Origin of the sequence: Sphingomonas sp. BK345, from assembly GCF_014193845.1 — a bacterium.
In the GTDB taxonomy this organism is placed as follows: domain Bacteria; phylum Pseudomonadota; class Alphaproteobacteria; order Sphingomonadales; family Sphingomonadaceae; genus Sphingomonas.
Window position 1 is genome coordinate 259,614 of the sequence record NZ_JACHZX010000005.1, and the last position, 20,464, is coordinate 280,077.

The following is a 20,464-nucleotide window of genomic DNA, read 5'->3' on the forward strand; positions in this document are numbered from 1 at the left end:
GCGCCGAATAGCGCGCCTACCCCCGCCACGATCAGCGCGTGATGCGCGTACACCTTGCCTCGAGCCATATCGCGTCGTCTCCCCCCAGCACCGGCGCGAGCGTCGCCGCGACGCGGTGATGATAGGCATTGATCCACGTCAGCTCGGCGTCGGTCAAGAGAGCGGGGTCGATCAGGTCGCGGTCGATCGGCGCCAGCGTCAGCGTCTCGAAGCCGAGCATCGGGGAATCACCGCCGGGCAGCGCGCGCTCCACCACCAGCAGTAGGTTCTCGATGCGGATGCCGTACGCGCCCGCCTTGTAATAGCCGGGCTCGTTCGAGAGGATCATGCCGGGCAGCAGCGGCTCGGCCGGGCCGCCGCCCGGGTAGCTCGGCTTGGCGATCCGCGCCGGCCCCTCGTGCACCGAGAGATAGCTGCCGACGCCGTGACCGGTGCCGTGCGCATAGTCGAGCCCGGCGTCCCACAGCGGCCGTCGCGCAAGCGAGTCGAGCTGGCCGCCGTTGGTGCCGCGCGGGAAGGTCGCGGTGGCGAGCGCGATATGCCCCTTGAGCACGCGCGTGAACCGGTCGCGCATCTCCTCGCTCGGCGGACCGATCGGGACGACGCGGGTGACGTCGGTGGTGCCGTCCTCATACTGGCCGCCCGAGTCGATCAGGTAGAGCTGTCCCGGCTCGATAGGCAGGCTCGACTCGGGCGTGACGCGGTAGTGCGGGATCGCGCCGTGCGGCCCGGTCGCCGAGATCGCGTCGAACGACTGGTCGCGCAGCAGCCCGCTCTCGGCGCGGAAGGCGAGCAACCGCTCGGCGGCGGACAGCTCGGTGACGCCGCCGCGCGGCGCCGCGTCGGCGACCCAGCGCAGGAAGCGGGTCAGCGCCGCGCCGTCGCGCAGCGAGGCGGCGCGATGGCCCGCGATCTCGACCGGGTTCTTGGTGGCGCGCGGCAGCACGGTCGGGTCGCGCAGCGGCAGCACGGTGCCACCGGCGCGCTCGATGCGGTCCGCGATCGCCGCGACCGCGAGCGCGGGATCGATCGCGACGCGCTTGCCCGCGAGCGAGTCGAGCGAGGCGGCGAAAGCGGTGCGGTCGTGCACCCGCACCGCGTTGCCGAGATGCTCGGTGACCTCAGCCGTCATCTTCTCGGGCGCGACATAGAGATCGGCGGTGCCGTCGGCGTGCGCCACCGCATAGGCGAGCGCCACCGGGGTGCGCGCGACGTCGGCGCCGCGCAGGTTGAGCAGCCAGGCGATCGAGTCGAGCGCGGTGATCACGGTGGCGTCCGCGCCGGCGCCGGCGAGCCAGTCGGCCACGTCGGCGCGCTTGGCGGCGGCGGCGCGCCCGGCGAGCCGCTCGGGGTGGACCGCCAGCGGGGCGGGGGAGGGAGCCGGGCGGTCGGCCCAGATCGAGTCGATCGGATTGCGCTCGACCGCGACCAGCTCGGCGCCCGCCCCGGCGAGCGCGGCGCGCGCCTCCTCGACCCACCCGCGGGTGTGGAGCCACGGATCATAGCCGACGCGCCTGCCCGCGCCGGCATGCTCACCGAGCCAGGCGGCAACGTTGCTCTCGGGCACGCTCACGAACGACCAGTCCGCGTCGGAGACCTGCTCCCGCACCTGGATCGTGTAGCGGCCGTCGGTGAAGATCGCGGCCTTCTCCGCCAGCACCACCGCCGTGCCGGCCGAGCCCTCGAAGCCGGTGAGCCACGCCAGCCGCTGCGCGTAGTCGCCGACATATTCGCTCATATGCTCGTCGGTCAGCGGCACGACGAAGCCGTCGAGGCGCTCGCGCACAAGCTGGTCGCGGAGCGCGCGGAGGCGCGCGGAGGGGGTCGGCATGGACGGCATCCGGTGTGGAGAGACGAAGCCGCGTGGCGTGCCACAGCCGCGGTGTGGCGACCAGTCTTGAAGCCGCGGAGTCGGGCTGTCATCATGTCGTCACGCCGCTGCGCGACAGCGCCGGCGCGAGTAAGAGGTAAGGGAGACGTTCAAGCGTGTTCCATCCCGACCTGATCCGGCATCCGGACAGCTGCCCGACGTTGGTGCTGAACGCCGATTACACGCCGCTGTCTTATTATCCCCTCAGCATCTGGCCGTGGCAGACCGCGGTGAAAGCGGTGTTCCTCGATCGCGTCGACATCGTCGCGCATTATGAGCGCGAGGTGCGCAGCCCCAATCACGTGATGCGGCTGCCCTCGGTGATCGCGCTCAAGCAGTTCGTGCGGCCGTCGCAGTTTCCCGCCTTCACGCGCTTCAACCTGTTCCTGCGCGATACGTTCGCCTGCCAATATTGCGGCAGCAACGCGCGCGAGCTGACGTTCGATCACGTCGTGCCGCGCGCGCAGGGCGGACGTACGACCTGGGAGAATGTCGTCACCGCCTGCGCGCCGTGCAACCTGAAGAAGGGCGGCCGCACCCCGCGCCAGGCGCATATGCCGCTGGCGATCGAGCCGATCCGCCCGACCAGCTGGCAGCTGCAGGAGCACGGCCGCCGCTTCCCGCCGAATTATCTGCATGAAAGCTGGCACGACTGGCTCTACTGGGACGTCGAGCTCGAGGCGTGACGCGTCGCGGCTGACACACACGGGAGTTTCGCGGCGCATGCGGTGGCAGATGATGGTGGCGGGGGCCGTGCTGCTCGCCGCCTGCTCGAAGGAGAACGCGGAGGACGCGGCGGATCCCGCGGTGCTGGCGAATTATGTGCCGCCGTTCGTGATGTCGCGGCTCGACTATGGCGGCGTGGTCGAGCGCCGATTCCGCCGGCTCGACGTCAACCACGACGATCATCTGACCCCCAACGAGCTGCCCAAGCGGCTCGCCGATCGATTCGCAGAGATCGATCGCGACAAGGACGGCCGCATCTCCAACGACGAGTGGAGTTCGTGGATGCTGGCGCGCTTCGACCAGCAGGACGCCAACCATGACGGCACCGTCACCAGCGACGAGCGCGAGCGCGCGCGCGAGCAGAAGGAGATGGATTTGCCGACCCCGTCTGAGGAGCCGGAGAACAACATGACGTCGGGCGACCGGCCGAGCTAATCCGCACGCCAGGCCGAGCGACCGCGTTCTGCCGCTACGGCAATGGCGCCGCCCTGCGGCGTGCGAGCAGATGCTGCCGCAACAGCCGCAGCATCGGTCGCTCGACATGATCGAACGCAAGCACCGCGATCAGCACGGCGGCGACGGTGGTGACGATGGTCAGCGCGACGATCCCGCCGGTCGTTCCCCGCAGCAGCGACAAGGGGGTGAGCAACACCATGTCGATCAGCAGGATGTGCGACAGGTAGAGGAAATAGGAGCCGTCTCCGAGATAGGCATAGCGGCCCAGCCGGCGCGGGAACCGGCCGCCGGCCTCATAGCCCACCGCGCCCGCGAGCAAGAGCACACTGGGAGCTCCCCAGGCGATCAGCGTGGGCGCGCGTTCGGGCCCGGTCAGGAGCGTCGCGGCGAAACCGACCAGCGCGAGCAGCAGCAATGCGCGCGCCGGTCGGGCGAGCCAGGCCGGACGTTCGATCGCGACATAGCCGACCCAGGCACCGGCCACGAACTCGAGAAGCAGCGGGTTGCGGATCAACGGCGCGATCGGCGCACCGGGCAACAGCACGCTGCTCGCGACACACAGCAGGAAGAATCCCGTCATCGCCAACAGCCCGGTGCGCAGCCCGAGCGTCATGAACAGGCAGAAGCAAAGATAGAAATACATCTCGAACGCGAGCGTCCACGCCGGCCCGATCACCAGTGACGCGTCATCCGGCGTGAGCAGCAGCGCGCCCGCGAGCTCTCCCGCGCTCAGATGATAGCCGAGGCCCGGCACGATGGCGTGAAAGGCCAGGTAAGCGGCGGCCACCAGCCAATAGATCGGATAGATGCGCAGGAGCCGCTTAACCAGGAAGTCGCTCGCGGAGAACCGTCCGGCATCGCGGCAATAGGACGTGTACACCATCACGAAGCCGCTGATGCAGAAGAAGACGTGCACGCCCGACGCGCCGGCATCGAACAGATAGCTGAGCAGCCACGGATGCCCCGCCGCGTCACGCGCGAAGGTCAGGTGCGCGTGGTACAACACCACCGCCAGCGCCGCGACGAAGCGCAGCAGCTGGATCGAGACGATCGTGCGCCCGAGCTGTGGCTCGGCGGCGTGGGCGGCGTGCGCCCGCACCGCCGAGTCGAGGCTCATTGGCCGATCCCGCAAAACGGAAGCGTCACGCGGCATAGTCGCGGAAATAGTCGATGGTGCGCTGCAGCCCCTCGCGCAGCTGGACCGTCGGCTCCCAGCCGAGCTTCGACTGTGCCAGCGCGATATCGGGCTTGCGCTGCATCGGGTCGTCCTGCGGCAGCGGGCGATAGTCGAGCGTCGAGGACGAGCCGGTCAGCTCGATCACCAGCTCGGCCAGTTCGCGGATGGTGAACTCGTTGGGGTTGCCGATGTTGACCGGGCCGGCGAAGCCCGGCTCGCTGCCCATCAGCCGGAGGAAGCCCTCGATCAGGTCGTCGACGAAGCAGAAGCTTCGCGTCTGCGAGCCGTCCCCGTACAGCGTGATCGGCTCGCCCTTGAGCGCCTGCATGATGAAGTTGGACACAACGCGACCGTCCGCCGGATGCATGCGCGGGCCGTAGGTGTTGAAGATGCGCACCACCTTCACGTCCAAGTTCATCTGGCGGTGATAGTCGAAGAACAGCGTCTCGGCGCAGCGCTTGCCCTCGTCATAGCAGGAGCGAATGCCGATCGGGTTGACGTTGCCCCAATAGTCCTCCTTCTGCGGATGGACGTGCGGATCGCCGTAGACTTCACTGGTCGATGCCTGAAATACCTTGCACTTCAATCGCTTGGCGAGGCCCAGCATGTTGATCGCGCCGATCACCGAGGTCTTGGTGGTCTGCACCGGATCATATTGATAGTGGATCGGCGAGGCGGGGCAGGCGAGATTGTAGATCTCATCCACCTCGACGTACAGCGGGAAGCACACGTCGTGGCGCAGGAACTCGAAGCGCGGGTTGCCGTGCAGATGGTCGATGTTGCGCTTGGCACCGGTGAAGAGATTGTCGACGCACACCACTTCGTCGCCGCGGTCGAGCAGGCGATCGATCAGGTGCGAGCCGAGGAAGCCGGCGCCGCCGGTGACGAGCACGCGCTTCCGCGACTGATAGTTGCGCGACATAGACGGTGAAACTCCTTGATAGCGCCGGCCGGCGCCCGGCCGACCGCCGGGCGCGTGCTTGTGCCAATGATCTCGCGCGCCGACAAGGAAGCTTTCAGACAAAGCCGTCATCACGTCGTCGACGCTGGCCAAGCATGGCGGCGAATGACTAAGGGATCATTGATGCAGTGCCTTCCGATCCTCGACGGCTGGCGCGCGCTGAGCATCCTGCTGGTGATCGCGAGGCATCTGCTGCCGGCCGATGATCGAGCTCGGCAAGCGGGTCGAGCGCCGCTGGCTTAGCGCGCGCGCAGCCAGGAGGTCGGGCGGCCGCCGAGCAGCTTGAGGTAGAGCGGGATTTTCCACAGCACGTAGAGGGGCAGCCGCGCCGCCGCTCCGGCCGAGAGAAACGGCCGTCCGACACGCCGCCACGCGACCCACAAGGCTATCGCGGCGGCGGTCAGCGCGGCGGCGAGCAGCAGCGCCGGCCAGGGCGAAGCGCCGGCGAGCACGAGCAGCCCGGTTACCAGCAGAGCCGCGAGATCGAACATCAGCAGCAGCGTCAGCGGCGGAATGGCGAGGCTCAGCCCGGCCCACAGAGCGCGCGCGTCGCCGCGGCGCAGCGCGGCGCCCATCGCCGGAAGCGCGCGGGTCAGCGAGGTCGCGAGAAAGCCGCCTTCCCAGCGCTGGCGCTGCTGCAACGTGCCCTCGGCACTGCTCGCCGCGCTCCACACCGTCGCCTCGGGGACGTAGCGCGGCAACTTGCCGCGCCGTGCGAGGTCGAGCCCGAGCGCGAGGTCCTCGACGATGTCGGAGGTGGCAAGTGGTGCGTCGCGGAAGATCGGCCAGGGGAACGCCATGCCCGTGCCGGTGAGATTGGCACGCCCGGCCAACCGCGCAAGTCCGCCCTGCCGCACCAGATTCTTGATGACGAACGCGAAGTTCGAGACCTGCACCATCGGCGCGGCGGTCAGGTCGGGGGCGAGCAGGTTGGTCGCCTGCACCGGTCGCTCGGTCGCGCGCGCCGCCATCGCGAGCAGCGAGGCCCGGTCGGTGGCGCCGTCCGCGTCGAGCACCATCACCACCGCGGGCTGATCCTCGAGAGCGCGTGCCGCGATCTGGTCGCGCGCGTGCGCCAGGGCATAGCCCTTCCCGCGGCGCGACGGATCGTCGCGGCGGGTCACGCGCGCGCCGGCCGCGGCGGCGATGGCGGCAGTGTCGTCGCGGCAATTGTCGGCCACCACCAGCAGTTCGAACCCGGGCGGCAGCTCAGGGAGCAGGCGCGTCACCGTCGCGGCGATGATCGGGCCCTCATCGTGCGCGGGCATGACGATCACCGCGCGCGGGGTGACGTCGGTCGGCGCAGGGGAGGCGGGCGAGCGCAGCCCCGCGCTTACCTCGATCACGAAGGCCGCGGTGAGCGCCAGTAGCGGCGCCGCGACGAGGGCGGCGACGACGGTCGCGATCACTGCCACTGCTGTCACTCGCTTCTTCCCCTGAACGCCGCTCATCCGAGCGCGGCCGCGGCTGTAGCGCAGCGGTGCGCGCGCTGGCCACTAGCTTGTCGCTGGTGAGTGTCCGGTAAATGCCGCGTTAGCCCTATACCGTGCCACTTTCGTCAATCAGCGCCAGCGCATGGTCGCCTCGGTCAGTTGCGAGCGGGTGGTTTGATGTTTATGCCCAGGTCCGCCGGAAGGGGTCGCCGGTGCCGCGTCGGTATGTGCCCGCTCGTCGAGTTCGATAAAGGTGAATAGTCAGCATAGTGCGACCTTGTCGACCGCAGCCGAGCTGGAACGGCCGCGCGGCCGGCCCGCGCCGCGTCTTCCCTCGCTGTCGCTGTCGGCCTGGCTGCTGCTGATCGGCTGCGTCGCGCTGGCGCTCCCGACGATGATCACGGTGGCGCGCTTCAGCTGGTCGACCGAGCAGGGCGGCCACGGTCCGCTGGTGCTCGCCACCGGGCTGTGGCTGCTGTGGCGCGAAGTGCCCGGCGTGTGGCCGATGCGGCGGCCCGGCTCGGGGATGGTGGTGGCGCTGCTGCTGCCGATCTGCCTGCTGCTCTATCTAGTGGCGCATATCACCGGCATCATCGAGATCGAGGGCTTCGCGCTCTACGGCGCGCTGCTCGTGGCGGCCTATGCGCTCTTGGGTGGCGCGGTGCTGCGCGAGCTGTGGTTCCCCATCGTCTATCTCGGCTTCGTCTTCCCGCCCCCCGATCAGGTGGTGGCGGTGATCACCCAGCCGCTCAAGATCGCGATCTCGGAGCAGGCGGTGAACCTGCTCTATGCGCTCGGCTACCCGATCGGCAGCTCGGGGGTGACGATCCAGATCGCGCAATATGACCTGCTGGTGGCGGCGGCCTGCGCTGGGCTGAACTCGATCATCAGCCTCACCGCGATCTGCCTCTTCTACATCTACGTGCGGCACCAGGCGAACTGGCGCTACGCCGCGCTGCTGATGCTGACGATCGTGCCGATCGCGATCTTCGCCAACTTCATCCGTGTGATCCTGCTGATCCTCATCACCTATTACTTCGGTGACGCGGCGGCGCAGGGCTTCGCGCACGATTTCGCCGGGCTGGTGATGTTCCTGGTCTCGGTGCTCACCATCTTCGCGATCGACGCGTTGGCGACTCCGCTGCGCCGCGCGCTGGGGAACGGCCATGACTGAGGCGAGCGGCTTCGCGCTGCCCGAGACGCGCCTGCTCGACCGGCGCCGCGCGCTGCTGGGCGGCGCCTTCCTGCTCACCGCGGGCGTCGCCGCGGCGCGGGTGCCGGGCAACCACATCGACCTGCTCGGCAAGCGCAAGCTCGACGCGTTGATCCCGGCGCACGTGGGTCCCTGGTCCTTCTTCTCGAAGAGCGGGCTGGTGACGCCACCGCCCGACCAGCTCTCAGACCTGCTCTACTCGCAGTTGCTCACGCGGGTGTACCTGGCGCCGGACCAGCTGCCGGTCATGCTGCTGATGGCGCAGAGCAGCGGCCAGACCGGCGTGCTCCAGGTCCACCGTCCCGAATATTGCTACCCCGCGGGCGGCTTCACGCTGACGGACAAGGCGGTCCGCTCGGTACCGCTGCCCGGCGGCCAGCTCGACGCGACCGTGATGACCGCCAGCGCCGACAATCGTGTCGAGCAGCTGATGTACTGGACGCGTGTCGGCCGTGACATGCCGCTCAGCTGGGCGCAGCAGCGCTGGTCGGTCGCGCGCGCCAACCTGCGCGGCGACGTGCCCGACGCGATGCTGGTGCGGATATCGACGCTGACTCACGATCGCGACGCCGGTCTGGCGACGCTGGCGGCGTTCACGCGCGCGCTCTTCGCCGCGGTGCCCGCCGACGTGCGCCGGGTGCTCGACAGCGCCGCCGGCTGAGCCGCCTCACGAGCGGCGGCTGGGCAGGTCGATCGGCTTCAGGACGAGGAGGATGAAGATCAGGTTGGCGACGATCAGCGCGACTGCGAGCAGATGCTGACCCGAATTCCCAAAATAATTGGCGAGCGCGCAGATCACCGCGCCCGCCAGATAGGCAAGCATCGAGTCCTGCCGGTCGCTGGAAACAGATCGTTGCAGAAACAGCACGACAAGGCCGGCGAAAATGGCCAAAGTCACCCAATCGTAAGCAGTTTCCATCCGGCGGTCCAATCCTTGACGCGGTAGCGGTACAGCAAATCCGCAGCTTGTGCTAGGTAGGCCATCAACAGTGAAAAGGGGATTGAGATGTTCAGGCGTGGGACTTTGATCGCGGCGAGCTCGCTCGCGCTGCTCGCGGCGGGGTGCGACCGCAAGCCCACCGGGCAGTCGGTCGCGGTGGTGAACGGGGACGAGATCTCGATCGGCGAGCTCAACGCCGAGCTGCAGCAGGCCAACGTGCCGCAGGGCGCCGACCAGAAGGCGGTGCGCGCACAGCTGCTGCAGAATATCATCAGCCGCCGCCTGCTCGCGCAGGACGCGCGCAAGAACGGCGTCGACAAGACACCCGAGTTCCTCAGCCGCCAGCGTCGCCTCACCGACGAGTTGCTGATCGCGATGAACGCCGAGCGCCAGAACGGCAGCCAGAAGCTGCCCGACCAGAAGGCGGTCGACCAGTTCATTGCCGCCAACCCCCAGGCCTTTGCGCAGCGCCAGGTGCTCGCGCTGCAACAGATCGCGATCGATCCGCCGAGCGATCCCAAGGCGCTGATGCCGCTCAAGGACGCGCACTCGCTCGACGCGGTGGCGGCGGCGCTGACCCAGCTCAACATCCCGTTCACGCGTACGAGCGGCCGGCTCGACACGGCCAGCGTACCGCCCGAGGTGCTCAAGCGCATCCTCGCGCTACCGTCGACCGAGCCGTTCGTGCTGCCAGCGGGCGGTAAGCTGTTCGCCAACGTGATCGTCGGGCGCGAGCCGGTGGCGATGTCGGCGGACGACATGCGCAAGGCCGCGCTCGGCGCGCTTCGCAAGCAGAATGAGGAGAAGAGCCTGAACGATCAGGTGAAGCAGCTCCGCTCGACCGCGAAGATTGAGTATCAGCCGGGCTATGCCCCCGCGCCGACCGGCGCGGCCGCGCCGGCCGCTGCCGCCAAGTAAGGTGAGGGCGGCGGCGTCAGGTGGCGCCGCCGCTCGTCCGTAGTTCTGCGGCCCTGAGTGTGGGTGCGTGTAGCGCCTATGGCATCGGGCCGCGGCGTTCGAAGGAGCGCGCCGGATCGCCACATTCTTGTCGTTATGACGCCGTCGTCATCCCGGCCTTGAGCCGGGGTCATGGTTCCGCAAGAACGACGGTTCGTTCGAGCGCGGTTCGACGGATCCCGGCTCAAGGCCGATGACGAGGTGTTTCGTCCGACGCAGGACGCCGCCGGCGGCGATCGGTCAGATCGCCGATACCAGCCCTGCCGCTTACTTATAATAGTCCGCGTAGCCGGCGCCGTAGCCATAACCGTAGCTGTCGGCGAGCAGCCCGCCGTCGAAGCGGTTGAGCACCACGCCGGCGCAGGGCGCCTGGTCGAGCACGTGGAGCGCGTCCTTGACCTGCTTCTTGGTCGTGCGACCTTCCTCGACTACCATGATGAAGGCGTCGAGCTTGGTCGTCACGATCGTCGCGTCGTCGTTGGCGAAGACGGGCGGCAGGTCGCACAGGAAGATCGAGGGCGCGGTGACCGCACGCATCGACGCGATCGCGCGCTCCATCCGCGACGAGGCAAGCAGCTCGGCCGAATGCGCCGGGGCGCGGTCGGTCGGCAGGATCATCAGCCGCTCACCCTGCGGGTGGCAGGCGATCGCACCCAGCGAGTCGACGTCGCCCTCGAGATAGTCGCGCATGCCGCGCTCGACCGGGATGCCGAAGTTATAAGCGATCGAGCCGCGGCGCAGGTCGAGGTCGACGAGATAGGTGTCGAGCCCCGGGGTACGCGAGAGCGCCGCCGCCAAGTTGGTGGCGCAGAACGACTTGCCCACCGCCGGGGTCGCCGAGACGATGCCGAACAGCCGCCAGCCCTTGTGCCGCTGCAGCTTGAGCAAGCGCGAGCGCAGCATGTTGAACGGGCGGGAGCGCACGTCGCGGCTGTCGAAGCCGTAGATGCCGCGCTGCTTCGCCTCCGCCGTGGACCAGGCGAACTCGGCGCTTTGGTCCAGCGCGGGGAAGGTCTCGCCCGCGAACGGTGCGAACTCGGGCTTGGTCATGGGAATGGCCTTGAGCATGTCGGTCATCTTCACAGCGCTCCGCCGGACTCGGCGGCAAGACGGGGTTTGCGGCGGAACGGCAGCCCGGGCAGCCAGCGGCGGCGCTTCTGCCCCGGCGCGAGGTCCGGCGTGAAGGTGGGCACCACCGTCAGCGTCTCGAGCCCGAGCGCCTTGAGCTGGTCGACGCCGCGGATCGGGCGCATCAGGAACTCGAGTGCCAGTGCGAGCACCAGGCCTAGGCCAAGGCCGCCCGCGACGCCGCCGCCGATCAGCATCAGGCGGTTGGGCGAGACCGGGTGGTCGGGTGCCGCAGGGGGATCGACCACGGTGAGCCGCTCGCCCTTCTGCTCCTGCGCCATGCGCGCCGAGTTCTGCGCGCGCAGCACGTTGCCGGTAATGTCCTTCAGCTGGTCGCGCAGGCCGCTGGCGCGTGCCTCGAGCTGGTTGACCTGCTCCAACACGACCGGCGCGCGCGACGAATTGGCGAGGCTGGCCGAGGCGCGCGCGTTGTCGCTGGCGCGATAGGATTCGAGCTGCGCGATCTGTGCGTTGTTGGCCTGGATCTGGCTCTGCACCAGCGCGGTGTCGGACGTGTCGCCCTGCGACTTGGCGATCTCCTGCGCCTGCGCCAGCCGCGCCCTGGCGCGGATCACGTCAGGGTGGCCCTCGTTATACACCGCCCGGGCGGCGATCAGCGCCTGCTCGGCCTGCTGCACCAGCGGGTCCTTGCCGCCGGACTTGCGCGATTGCGCCAGCAGCGCGCGATTCTCGCTCTGCAACTGCGCTATCTGCGCGCTGTAGCCGCTGCTGTTCGAGGGCATGACAATGCCGCCCGACGACAGCGCGAGGCCGTTGCGCGCCTTGAGCTGGGTGATCTGACCCTCGATCTGGCCGATCTGGTCCTGTAGCTTGCGCGACTGGTCCTGGAGGAAGTCGACCGTGTTGGTCGCCTGCGCCGCCATGGTGGTCGCGTCGATCTCGAGGAAGCGGCTGACGATGCTCTGCATCACTGCCTGCGCCTTGGCGGGATCGGCGTAGTCGAAGCTCATCGTGAAGGCGATCGTGCTGGTGCCGCCGTTCTGCGCCTGCTGGCCCTGGCCGATGTCGCCGCTCACCGCCTGCACCGCGGTGGCCTTCTGCATCGTCTCGACGATCTCGGACAGCGGCTTGGAGCGCCGCTCCTTCTCGTACAGATTGTTCTGCTCGATCAGCGCGATCAGGTCGCCGCGGCTGAGCACCTGCTCGCGGATCTTGGCGATGCGCTGGTCGATGATCGTCGTCAAAGGCGAGCTCACCAGCGTCGAGGGCAGCTCCTGCGACTCGACCAGCAGTGTCGCCGACGAGCGGTACATCGGCGGCAGCAGCAGCGCGAGCGCCACCCCGATCGTGGAGAGCACCACGAAGGGGACGATGATCAGCCAGCGGCGCTGCCACAGGATCGTGGGGATATAACCGAAGAAGCCGCCGCCGCCCTCTTCCTCGTTCGTGTCGACGTCACTCACTGCGTATCGCCCCATCTCGCTCGCACGAATACCTTGACGTTCAGGTCCGACGGCCAGTCTCGCCCGCCGCCGGTTGCCCGTCGATAGCCGCCCGTAACGCCGCCGAAGAGGCGCCGCGAGAAGCCATGCTCGTAACTTGCACCACCAGTGATGAAGGAGGCGTTGCGCGCCTGCAGAAGATTCGACGTTTCCTGCACGCGCGAGTAATCGACCGACGCACGCACCACGTCATTCTCACGGACCTGGTACGAATAGTCCAAGCCGGCGCCCTGGCGCTTGGAGATGTCACCGAAGCCGGTCGGCTGCGCGTCCGAATAGGCGCGGAAGCAGGTGTTGCTGCGCTGCCCTGCCTTGCACGCGAAGACATTGCCCGAGACGCCGGTCGAGTGCGTCGTTCCCAGCGGCGTGCGCGAGGTGATGAACAGCGCGCCGAGCGCGGCCGTCACCGTGACCGAGGAGCTGAACTGGTGGGTCAGCGTCACCTGCGGCTGGTAGAAAGCGCCCGAGGTGCGCTGGCGCTCGAAGCTGGTCCACGACCCCGAGCCCTGGAGCCCGACGCTGGTGCGCGCCGACACCGCGTGCGACCAGCCGAGCGTCGCCGACTTGCTGGTGGACGAGGTCAGGAGGCTGCTGTCGGCATAGCTGATCCGGCTGGCGCGCAGCTCGCCGTTGACCGTGTCGCGCGTGCTGATTCGCAGGTCGGCGCCGACCGCGGCGACCAGGCTCTTCTGGCGCTGACGCAGGCCGAGCAGCGCGATATCGGGCGTGCCGAGATCGGGCGGCAGCGACGGATCGAGCACGCCGACGAGGCCATAGCTGCTCTGGCCGATGATCGAGCTGTCATAGCTCACCACCGCGTGCGCGTTGAAGGTCTGGCTGAGCTGACGCCGCGCGCGCGCCTCGACGCCATAGCTGTCGGCCGAGTCGTACCGCGTGAAATAATCGGTGCGGCGGTAGTAGGCGCTCAGCGCGGCCTCGCCCTTCTCGTCGAGGCGGACGAGCTGGGGCGTGATCGACAGTTCGGTGAAGGCGCTGCCCGTGTCATTGTCGTCGATCACGAACGGGTTGGTGGAGTATCCGACCCCCGCCTGACCGTCGACGATGAAACGCGTGGTCTGCGCGTCGGCCAGCGCCGACGGCAGCACCGCCAGCGCGGCGCCGAGCGGCAGCGCCACGCCGGCGCGAAGACGACGGGTCATGCTACTCACGGGACGATCACCGTGTCACCGCCGCGCACCAGCGGCAGCGACTCGTTCGACAGATTGTCGGTCGAGCCGCGCATCAGGTCGCTGAGCCGCACGCGCACCGCCTGTGCGCCCGTCGGCGTCTTGCGCAGGATCACGACGTTGCCGAGCGACGCGAACTCGGTCGGGCCGCCGGCGAAGCTGAGCGCCTCGAGCACGTTGACGTAGCGGCCGGGGTTGAAGGAGCCCGGCGAGCGGACCTTGCCCAGCACCGAGAATTGCATGCCCTGCGGCGTCTTCACCGAGACGGTCACCTGCGGCACGGCGGTGCGATACTGGCCCTCCAGCCCCTTGGTGATGCGCGCCTCGATCTCGCTGGGCAGCGCGTTGAGCGCGTCGACCTTGCCGACGAGCGGGAAGGAGAAGGTGCCGTCGGGCAGGACTCGGACGGTGCGCTGGAGACGCTCCTCGCCCCACACGAAGATGTCGAGCTCGTCGCCCGGGTTGATGCGATAGGCCGCGAGCGCCGCGGCCGAGCCGCCGGTGCCCGACTGCGCCGTCGCGGGCACGGCCCCGATCAGCGCCAAGGCCATCACTGCCCCGGACAGTAGCTTATTCACCATTCCCTTGACCCCCTAACTACTAAGGCCTGATCCACAAATCGATCGGCGCGCGCCACGAGTTTATTTGATCGCTCGTCCCATATCGAGTAACGGGCGCAGCGTCAGCCGCCTTACCGCATTTTCCTTTCCATGTACGCACGAGATTGTTGAGTATGTGCAGCATTCTGGTGCGTCGAACGAAGCGGTCGAGCCGCGCGGCGCTGTTGTTAACGCTGATCACCCTGGCCGCCTGCCGCGCGCCGGAGGAACGCGCCGCGCGCTATGCCGGCATGTACGAGGCGGCGCTGGCGGGAAACGATCCCTGGACCGCCCGGCTGGCGATGCAGCGCGCGGTCGCGATCGATGATTCGAACCCGCAATATTGGGCGGCGCTCGGTCGCGTGCAGCTGACCTTGGGCGACTATGCCGGTGCCTTCGCCGCGTTCGTCCGCTCCAACGAGCTCGATCGCTCCAACGCCAACGTGATCCAGACGCTCGCCGACCTCGCCGCGCTGAGCGGGCGGGTGGAGGACGCGCGGCGCTACGCCAATCAGGTGTTGCTGCTGCTGCCGAGCGACCCGGCGCCGCAGGCCACGCTCGGCTTCGTCGCGTTGCACGACCGCGATTTCGACTCCGCGCTCAAGCGCGCCGACACGGTGCTCGCCAGCCGCCCCGAGGACTCGAACGCCACCATCCTGAAGGCGCGCGCGCTGGCCTCGAGCGGCGATCCCGACGCATCGCTGAAGCTGCTGACCGCTTTCACCGCCGCGCATCCCCGCGACGGTGCCGCGCTCGACACGATGGTGACGGTGGCGCGGCGCTTCAATCGGCTGCCGTCGCTCGCCGCGGCGCGCGAGAAGCTCGTCGCGCTGCGCCCGCACGATGCGGCGGGGCGCGTCGCCTATGCCGAGACGCTCTACGCGCTGGGTCAGCACGACCGGGCGCGGGCGCTGACCGAGCGGCTGGTCCGCGGCGGCGACTATGGCGACTCACTGGTCGACGTGCTCGCGCTGTGGCGCCGCTACGAGCCGCGCGATTGGAGCGTGCCGACCGTGCGCACGCTGGCCGCGGCGGCGACGCCGCGCGACCGGCTGCGCTACGCCTATTTCCTGATGCTGACCGGCGCGGCCGACACCGCCGAGTCGCTGGTGGCGCCGCTGGCGAAGCCGCCGGTGACCGCCGCCAACGCGTCGGTGCTGGCCTTGCTGGCGCAGATCCGCGCGACTCGGGGACGTGACAGCGAGGCCGAGTCGCTGCTCAACCAGGTGCTCGCCTTCGATCAGAGCAACGTGGTCGCGCTGCGCGCGCGCGCCGATCTGTACCTGCGCACCGGGCGCGGGCGGCAGGCGGTGTTCGACGCGCAGAAGCTGGTGGCGGAGAAGACTCGCGCGCCCGACGATCGGGTGCGACTCGCCCGCGCCTACCGCCAGGCGGGGCAGCCGCAGCTCGCCGAGAACGCGTTGCGTGGCGGCTTGCAGGACATTCCCGCCGATCCGCTGCTCTATGGTGAGCTGCGAGATTTTCTGGTCGCGACGGGGCGCAGCGACGAACTCGACGGATTGGGTCAACAATTTGTAGAGCAGCAGCGACTAGCACGGTTGCAGTGGTGAGATATTCTCGCGCGGGAAGGGAACGGCGAGGCGTGAGCGAGTGGCGACGGTAGTGCGGCCCACCAGGGTAAGGCGGTTCACGTCCAACGTGATTCCGTCGCTGATCTTCGTCGTCGATCTGCTCTGCCTGCTGTTCAGCATGCCGGCGGCGTTGCTGCTGTATGAATTCTCCGTCGGCTTGGCGGTGGTGCCCGGCGTCCACACGGCGGCGGCGTTCATCGCCGGGGTGGCGTTCTTCCTGATCCGGCAGTCGCGCGGCGTGTACAGCCAGTCGCTCGCGATGCTGCGCTCGAGCGACGCCGCGGTGGCGCTCGACTATGTCTTCGCCGCACTGCTGAGCAGCGCGATCGTGTGGCAGTTCGGTCTGGTTGATGAATTCTCGCGCGGGCTGACGCTCTGGTACGTCGGCTCCTGCGTCGGCTCGCTGCTGGTCAGTCGCTTCGTGCTACGCGCGCTGCTGCACCGGCTCGCGGTCGGCGGGCGCATTCGCCAGCGCGTGGTGCTGTACGGCGCCGACACCGAGATCGTCGAGCGGACCTGCCGCATGCTCGATCTCCAGGCGCTGCCGCAGCTGCTGCTGGTCGGCGTGGCGGACGATTACGCGCGACGCTCGCGCGACGAGACGGTAGGGGATCTGCCCTTCATCGGCGGCTTCTCCGAGCTGCTGGCGATGGCGCGCGACGGCGAGGTGGACCAGGTGCTGATCGCGCTGGCTGACCTCACGCGTGACCGGCTCGACCTGATCCTCGACAAGCTCAGCGAGGTCGCGATCGACATCTCCCTGATCCCGCGCGAGGCGATCGCGCTGGCGCCGGACTATCGGGTGAATTTCGTCGGTGCGATCCCGGTACTGACCTTGTGGCAGCGCCCGATGCGCGACGGCGACACCTTGCTGAAAGACGCCGAGGACCTCTTCATCGCCGCGGTGGCGCTGGTGTTCCTGTCACCGCTGCTGCTGGTCACCGCGCTGGCGATCAAGGCCACCAGTCGCGGGCCGGTGTTGTTCAAGCAGCCCCGCTTCGGCTTCAACAACCGCGAGATCATGGTCTACAAGTTCCGCTCGATGTACGTCGACCGGCAGGACGTGTCGGGCGCCGAGCGGACGCGCAAGGGCGACCCGCGAATCACACCCGTCGGGCGGCTGATCCGCAAGCTCAGCATCGACGAGCTGCCGCAGATCTGGAACGTGCTGCGCGGCGAGATGTCGATCGTCGGCCCCCGTCCGCACGCCACGCACATGAAGGTGGGCGACCATTATTATTTCGACGCGGTGAAGGGCTATGCCGCGCGCCACCGCGTCAAGCCGGGGATCACCGGGCTGGCGCAGGTGCGCGGGTTGCGCGGCGAGATCCAGACGATCGAGCGCGCCAAGCGCCGCGTCGAACTGGACCGCTATTATATCGATCACTGGTCGCTCACGCTCGATCTCAAGATCATCGTCCAGACCGTCGCCAACATCCTGTTCGACAAGAATGCGTACTGAGCCCGACGCGGCGCGCGGCTTTCTCGGGCTGCGCTTCGACCCGCTCGACACCGACGCGGCGGTCGCCTGGCTGCGGGAGGCGAGCGCGGCGGCTTCGTTCGCTTATGTGGTGACGCCCAACGTCGACCATATCGTCCGGCTCGACGCCGCGGGGCGCGACGAACCCACCGGGCTGGCGCTGTGGCATGCATATGAGGGCGCGGCGCTCACCCTGTGCGACAGCCGCGTGCTCGCCCGACTGGCGCGCTGGTGCGGCGTGACGCTGCCGGTCGCGCCGGGGAGCGATCTGACGGTACGGCTGTTCGACGAGGTGGCACAGCCCGGCGATCGGGTCGCGATCATCGGCGGTGATCCGACGCTGCTCGAGGCGCTGCGGCAGAAGTATCCGGGCCTCGACATCGTCCAGCACGTGCCGCCGATGGGGCTGTTGCGCGACCCGGCGGCGCTGGCGGCAGCGGCGGCGTTCGGGCGCGACTCGCGCGCGCGCTTCCTCCTGCTCGCAGTCGGTTCGCCGCAGCAGGAGATCGTCGCCGCGCGGATCGCGGCACTGCCCGGTGCGCACGGCGTGGCGCTGTGCGTCGGCGCGTCGCTCGACTTCATCGTCGGGCGTCAACGCCGCGCCCCGCGGCTGGTGCAGCGACTCGGACTCGAATGGGCGCACCGGCTCGCCTCGCAGCCGCGGCGGCTGTGGCGGCGCTATCTGGTCGAGGGGCCGCGCATCTTCCGCCTGGCGCGATCGTGGCGCGCCGGGCGCGGCTCGTTCGCCCCGGACTGAGCGCGTGGACGATCGCTGGCATCCGGGCATCGGCGACCCGACCGCAATCGGCTGGATCACCGTCCTGACCTATTTCATCGCCGCGCTGCTGTGCGCCGCGGCGCAGCGGCGCGAACCGGCCGGGCCGCGGCCGCGGCGCTACTGGCTGGCGGTGACCGTGCTGCTCGTCTTGCTCGGGATCAACAAACAGCTCGATCTGCAATCGCTCTTCACGCAAGTTCTGCGTGACCGGGCCAAAGCGCATGGCTGGTACGAGCAGCGACGCGAGTTCCAGGCGCTGTTCATCTTCGTCATCGCGGCGATCGGCGCGGCGTTTTTTGCTGCACTGCCATATGTCATGCGGCACCAGCCGCGTGCCCGAAACATCACGCTGGCGGGTCTCGTCTTTCTCTATTGCTTCATCCTGGTGCGCGCTTCGTCGTTCCACCACGTCGACTGGGCGCTCAGCCGCACCTTCTTCTGCATCCGTCTCAATTGGGTACTTGAATTGGGCGGGATTGTCATCGCCGCGGCGGGGGCGCTACTCGTCCTTCGGCGACCGCAAGCCGGCCGTTAACTATAAACATCAAGTCGAGTGCTCGCCCCTGTTGCGGCGGATGCATTCCACCGAAGCGGATCGGTCACGATCCGGCCATATCAAGAAGTGATCTGCTCGTCCCGATCCAGGAAACGCCGAGCATTGCGGTGCGCCACGTCCTGCGCTCTTAAGTGTGCAGGACGACATGAGGCGGCTCTTCCCATGCTGCCAATTTGTTACACTGAGGACGTGTCCCGAAACAGTCCGCAGTGCCTCAAATCGGCGATGGTTTAGTTTCCGTAAATCAGTATCAGCCCGGTCATCGGGTGGTGAACCAGCCTCGTCATTCAACCGTCCGGGTCGTGGTGTTTTCAGGGATCTAAGGGAGTTATCCGCATGAAGAAGTTTGTTGCATCCGCACTCGTCGCCGCCGCGTTCAGCGCCGCGACTCCCGCCATGGCGACCGAGCTGGCGCTCGAGCAGTCCGCCGACGGCACCTATTCGGCCACCACCGGCTTCGTCTCGAAGACCCCGGGCGGCTTCACCGACACCTATACGTTCAACGTGCCGTCGGTCGGCAAGGTGGGCGCGAGCGTGATCTCGCTGTCGATCACCGGCGCGATCCAGCTGCTCTCGGGCACGCTCAACGGCACCGCGCTGATCATGCAGCAGCTCGGCACCGACTCCTACGTGCTCCGCTCGGCCGACGGCGGCCAGCTGACGATCGACAACCCGCAGAAGCTGATCATCAACGGCACCTCGCAGGGTGGCGGCAGCTACACCGCCAACGTGACCTTCGCCGCGGTGCCGGAGCCCGCGACCTGGGCGCTGATGATCCTCGGCTTCGGCGTGGTCGGTTACTCGATGCGCCGTCGTCCGGCGGTGCGCTTCTCGCAGGCGATCTGATCCGACGCGGGGCGCTTAGTCCCGCCGATCCGATGATGCGATCAAGCAAGCGGCGGTCGCCCCAGCGGGCGGCCGCCGTTTTCGCGTTGCCTCATCCTTGGCTTCGGCGCAGGGCAGGGGCTCGCCGCGGGGAGAGGGTGAAGGATGAGTCCGCAGATCGGTTTCGTGATCCTGTCGCATCGCGAACCGCGCCAGCTGCTGCGGTTGGTGCGCACGCTCAATCGGCTTTATGGCGACCCGCCGATCGCATGCCATCACGACATGGCGCAGTGCCCGATCGATACCGCGCCTTTTCCCGACAACGTCCGCTTCGTCTCACCGAGCATCCGCACCGGTTGGGCGAAATGGTCGGTGGTGCGCGCCTTTCTCGCCGCGCTCGAGCTGCTGTACCGCGACGCTGACCCCGACTGGTTCGTGCTGCTCAGCGGCGCCGATTACCCGATCAAGCGCGCCGAGACGGTCCGTGCCGAGCTGGCCGCGACGGCGGCCGACGCGCTGATCGACTATCGCCAGGTCGGCGACACATCGCGGAGCGCGCTAGAGCGGTTCGGGCCGCGCAACCCGGAGCTCGACCAATTCGAGTCGGACGGCAACCGCCGGCTCAAGTGGAGCCACTATCAGGGCGCCGAGCTGTGGTTCCCGATGCTGCGCTTCAACGACGGCGGCCGGCGCGTCCGGCCGGGGCGGTTCACCTGGCATCTACCGTTCGCCTCGCCTTTCGCGCCGTTCTCGCGCGATTTCCCATGCTTCTACGGCGACCACTGGATCACCGCCGACCGCCGCGCGGCGCGGCTGCTGCTGACGCCGAGCCGGCGCCACCTCCGCCTTCAGCGCCACCTCCATCGCCGCGCCATCCCGGAGGAATGCTATTACCAGACGGTGCTGTGCAACGAGCCCGGGCTGACGCTCGACCGTGACAATCGCCGCTACGCGCAGTGGAACGGCGGCGGGGCGCATCCGCAGCAGCTCGGCGTCGCGAACCTGCCCGCGATCATGGCGTCGAACGCTCATTTCGCCCGCAAGTTCGACTATGACGATCCCGTGCTTGACCGGATCGATGCGCTGCTGTTCGACGGCGACTGACCGCGCCGCCGGGGCACGA

Annotated in this window: 20 protein-coding genes; 11 read left to right on the forward strand and 9 right to left on the reverse strand. The window is 68.4% G+C overall.

Features of this window, described 5'->3' with window-relative positions; genetic code table 11:
- Nucleotides 1-31: 31 nt before the first annotated feature.
- A complete protein-coding gene (locus tag FHY03_RS16435; protein ID WP_183931708.1) occupies nt 32-1,831 on the reverse strand; it encodes an aminopeptidase P family protein in 1,800 nt (599 codons plus the stop codon).
- Between the two features lie 155 nt (nt 1,832-1,986).
- On the opposite strand from FHY03_RS16435, the gene FHY03_RS16440 reads away from it, so the two are divergent.
- Together FHY03_RS16440 and FHY03_RS16445 are read left to right on the forward strand one after the other, a co-directional pair.
- Nucleotides 1,987-2,556, forward strand: a complete 570-nt coding sequence (locus tag FHY03_RS16440; protein WP_183925051.1) for an HNH endonuclease — start codon at nt 1,987-1,989, stop codon at nt 2,554-2,556.
- Between the two features lie 37 nt (nt 2,557-2,593).
- The gene (locus FHY03_RS16445) at nt 2,594-3,031 is read left to right on the forward strand and encodes a hypothetical protein (RefSeq protein ID WP_183925053.1); all 438 of its coding nucleotides are present in this window, start codon (nt 2,594-2,596) and stop codon (nt 3,029-3,031) included.
- A 34-nt stretch (nt 3,032-3,065) separates the two neighbouring features.
- Here the strand turns inward: FHY03_RS16445 and FHY03_RS16450 are convergent, their stop codons facing one another.
- The 3 genes from FHY03_RS16450 to FHY03_RS16460 all read right to left on the reverse strand — a co-directional run bounded on the left by FHY03_RS16450 (nt 3,066) and on the right by FHY03_RS16460 (nt 6,605).
- Nucleotides 3,066-4,169, reverse strand: coding sequence for an acyltransferase (locus tag FHY03_RS16450; RefSeq protein ID WP_183931709.1), 1,104 nt, complete (start codon nt 4,167-4,169; stop codon nt 3,066-3,068).
- A gap of 25 nt (nt 4,170-4,194) precedes the next feature.
- Nucleotides 4,195-5,151 (reverse strand): UDP-glucuronic acid decarboxylase family protein, encoded by a 957-nt coding sequence (locus FHY03_RS16455; protein WP_183925057.1) that lies wholly within the window; start codon nt 5,149-5,151, stop codon nt 4,195-4,197.
- Between the two features lie 278 nt (nt 5,152-5,429).
- Nucleotides 5,430-6,605, reverse strand: coding sequence for a glycosyltransferase (locus FHY03_RS16460; protein ID WP_311722018.1), 1,176 nt, complete (start codon nt 6,603-6,605; stop codon nt 5,430-5,432).
- 295 nt (nt 6,606-6,900) lie between these two features.
- Between FHY03_RS16460 and xrtV the strand changes: the two genes are divergently transcribed.
- Complete coding sequence (gene xrtV / locus FHY03_RS16465; protein WP_260159331.1) at nt 6,901-7,797, forward strand: exosortase V; 897 nt, start codon at nt 6,901-6,903, stop codon at nt 7,795-7,797.
- A complete protein-coding gene (epsI, locus tag FHY03_RS16470) occupies nt 7,790-8,497 on the forward strand; it encodes an exosortase-associated protein EpsI, V-type (protein ID WP_183931710.1) in 708 nt (235 codons plus the stop codon). Before xrtV ends, epsI begins: the two co-directional genes overlap by 8 nt.
- Before the next feature lie 6 nt (nt 8,498-8,503).
- Here epsI and FHY03_RS16475 read toward each other — a convergent pair whose 3' ends face one another.
- Nucleotides 8,504-8,755 (reverse strand): XrtV sorting system accessory protein, encoded by a 252-nt coding sequence (locus tag FHY03_RS16475; protein ID WP_183925244.1) that lies wholly within the window; start codon nt 8,753-8,755, stop codon nt 8,504-8,506.
- Between the two features lie 87 nt (nt 8,756-8,842).
- Between FHY03_RS16475 and FHY03_RS16480 the strand changes: the two genes are divergently transcribed.
- The gene (locus tag FHY03_RS16480; protein WP_183931711.1) at nt 8,843-9,694 is read left to right on the forward strand and encodes a SurA N-terminal domain-containing protein; all 852 of its coding nucleotides are present in this window, start codon (nt 8,843-8,845) and stop codon (nt 9,692-9,694) included.
- Between the two features lie 306 nt (nt 9,695-10,000).
- Here the strand turns inward: FHY03_RS16480 and FHY03_RS16485 are convergent, their stop codons facing one another.
- From FHY03_RS16485 to FHY03_RS16500, 4 genes are read right to left on the reverse strand one after another with little or no spacing between them, the layout of a single operon-like run.
- Nucleotides 10,001-10,810 (reverse strand): CpsD/CapB family tyrosine-protein kinase, encoded by an 810-nt coding sequence (locus tag FHY03_RS16485; protein ID WP_183925063.1) that lies wholly within the window; start codon nt 10,808-10,810, stop codon nt 10,001-10,003.
- Between the two features lie 2 nt (nt 10,811-10,812).
- Nucleotides 10,813-12,285, reverse strand: a complete 1,473-nt coding sequence (locus FHY03_RS16490; RefSeq protein WP_183925066.1) for a GumC family protein — start codon at nt 12,283-12,285, stop codon at nt 10,813-10,815.
- A complete protein-coding gene (locus tag FHY03_RS16495) occupies nt 12,282-13,484 on the reverse strand; it encodes a hypothetical protein (RefSeq protein WP_183925068.1) in 1,203 nt (400 codons plus the stop codon). Before FHY03_RS16495 ends, FHY03_RS16490 begins: the two co-directional genes overlap by 4 nt.
- 5 nt (nt 13,485-13,489) lie before the next feature.
- Entirely contained in the window at nt 13,490-14,092 is a 603-nt protein-coding gene (locus FHY03_RS16500) for a polysaccharide biosynthesis/export family protein (RefSeq protein WP_260159333.1), read from the reverse strand.
- Nucleotides 14,093-14,259: 167 nt separating this feature from the next.
- On the opposite strand from FHY03_RS16500, the gene FHY03_RS16505 reads away from it, so the two are divergent.
- From FHY03_RS16505 to FHY03_RS16530, 6 genes are all read left to right on the forward strand, one after another.
- Entirely contained in the window at nt 14,260-15,681 is a 1,422-nt protein-coding gene (locus FHY03_RS16505) for a tetratricopeptide repeat protein (protein WP_183931712.1), read from the forward strand.
- Nucleotides 15,682-15,769: 88 nt separating this feature from the next.
- The gene (locus tag FHY03_RS16510; RefSeq protein ID WP_311722024.1) at nt 15,770-17,164 is read left to right on the forward strand and encodes an undecaprenyl-phosphate glucose phosphotransferase; all 1,395 of its coding nucleotides are present in this window, start codon (nt 15,770-15,772) and stop codon (nt 17,162-17,164) included.
- Nucleotides 17,154-17,939 carry a WecB/TagA/CpsF family glycosyltransferase gene (locus FHY03_RS16515; protein WP_183925072.1) on the forward strand — a complete coding sequence of 262 codons (786 nt, stop codon included), beginning with the start codon at nt 17,154-17,156 and terminating at the stop codon, nt 17,937-17,939. The genes FHY03_RS16510 and FHY03_RS16515 overlap by 11 nt, the downstream gene beginning before the upstream one ends.
- A 4-nt stretch (nt 17,940-17,943) precedes the next feature.
- The gene (locus FHY03_RS16520; RefSeq protein ID WP_183925074.1) at nt 17,944-18,495 is read left to right on the forward strand and encodes a hypothetical protein; all 552 of its coding nucleotides are present in this window, start codon (nt 17,944-17,946) and stop codon (nt 18,493-18,495) included.
- Nucleotides 18,496-18,852: 357 nt separating this feature from the next.
- Nucleotides 18,853-19,362 (forward strand): FxDxF family PEP-CTERM protein, encoded by a 510-nt coding sequence (locus FHY03_RS16525; protein ID WP_183925076.1) that lies wholly within the window; start codon nt 18,853-18,855, stop codon nt 19,360-19,362.
- 144 nt (nt 19,363-19,506) lie between these two features.
- Nucleotides 19,507-20,445 carry a beta-1,6-N-acetylglucosaminyltransferase gene (locus tag FHY03_RS16530; protein WP_183931713.1) on the forward strand — a complete coding sequence of 313 codons (939 nt, stop codon included), beginning with the start codon at nt 19,507-19,509 and terminating at the stop codon, nt 20,443-20,445.
- The last annotated feature ends 19 nt before the right edge of the window (nt 20,446-20,464 follow it).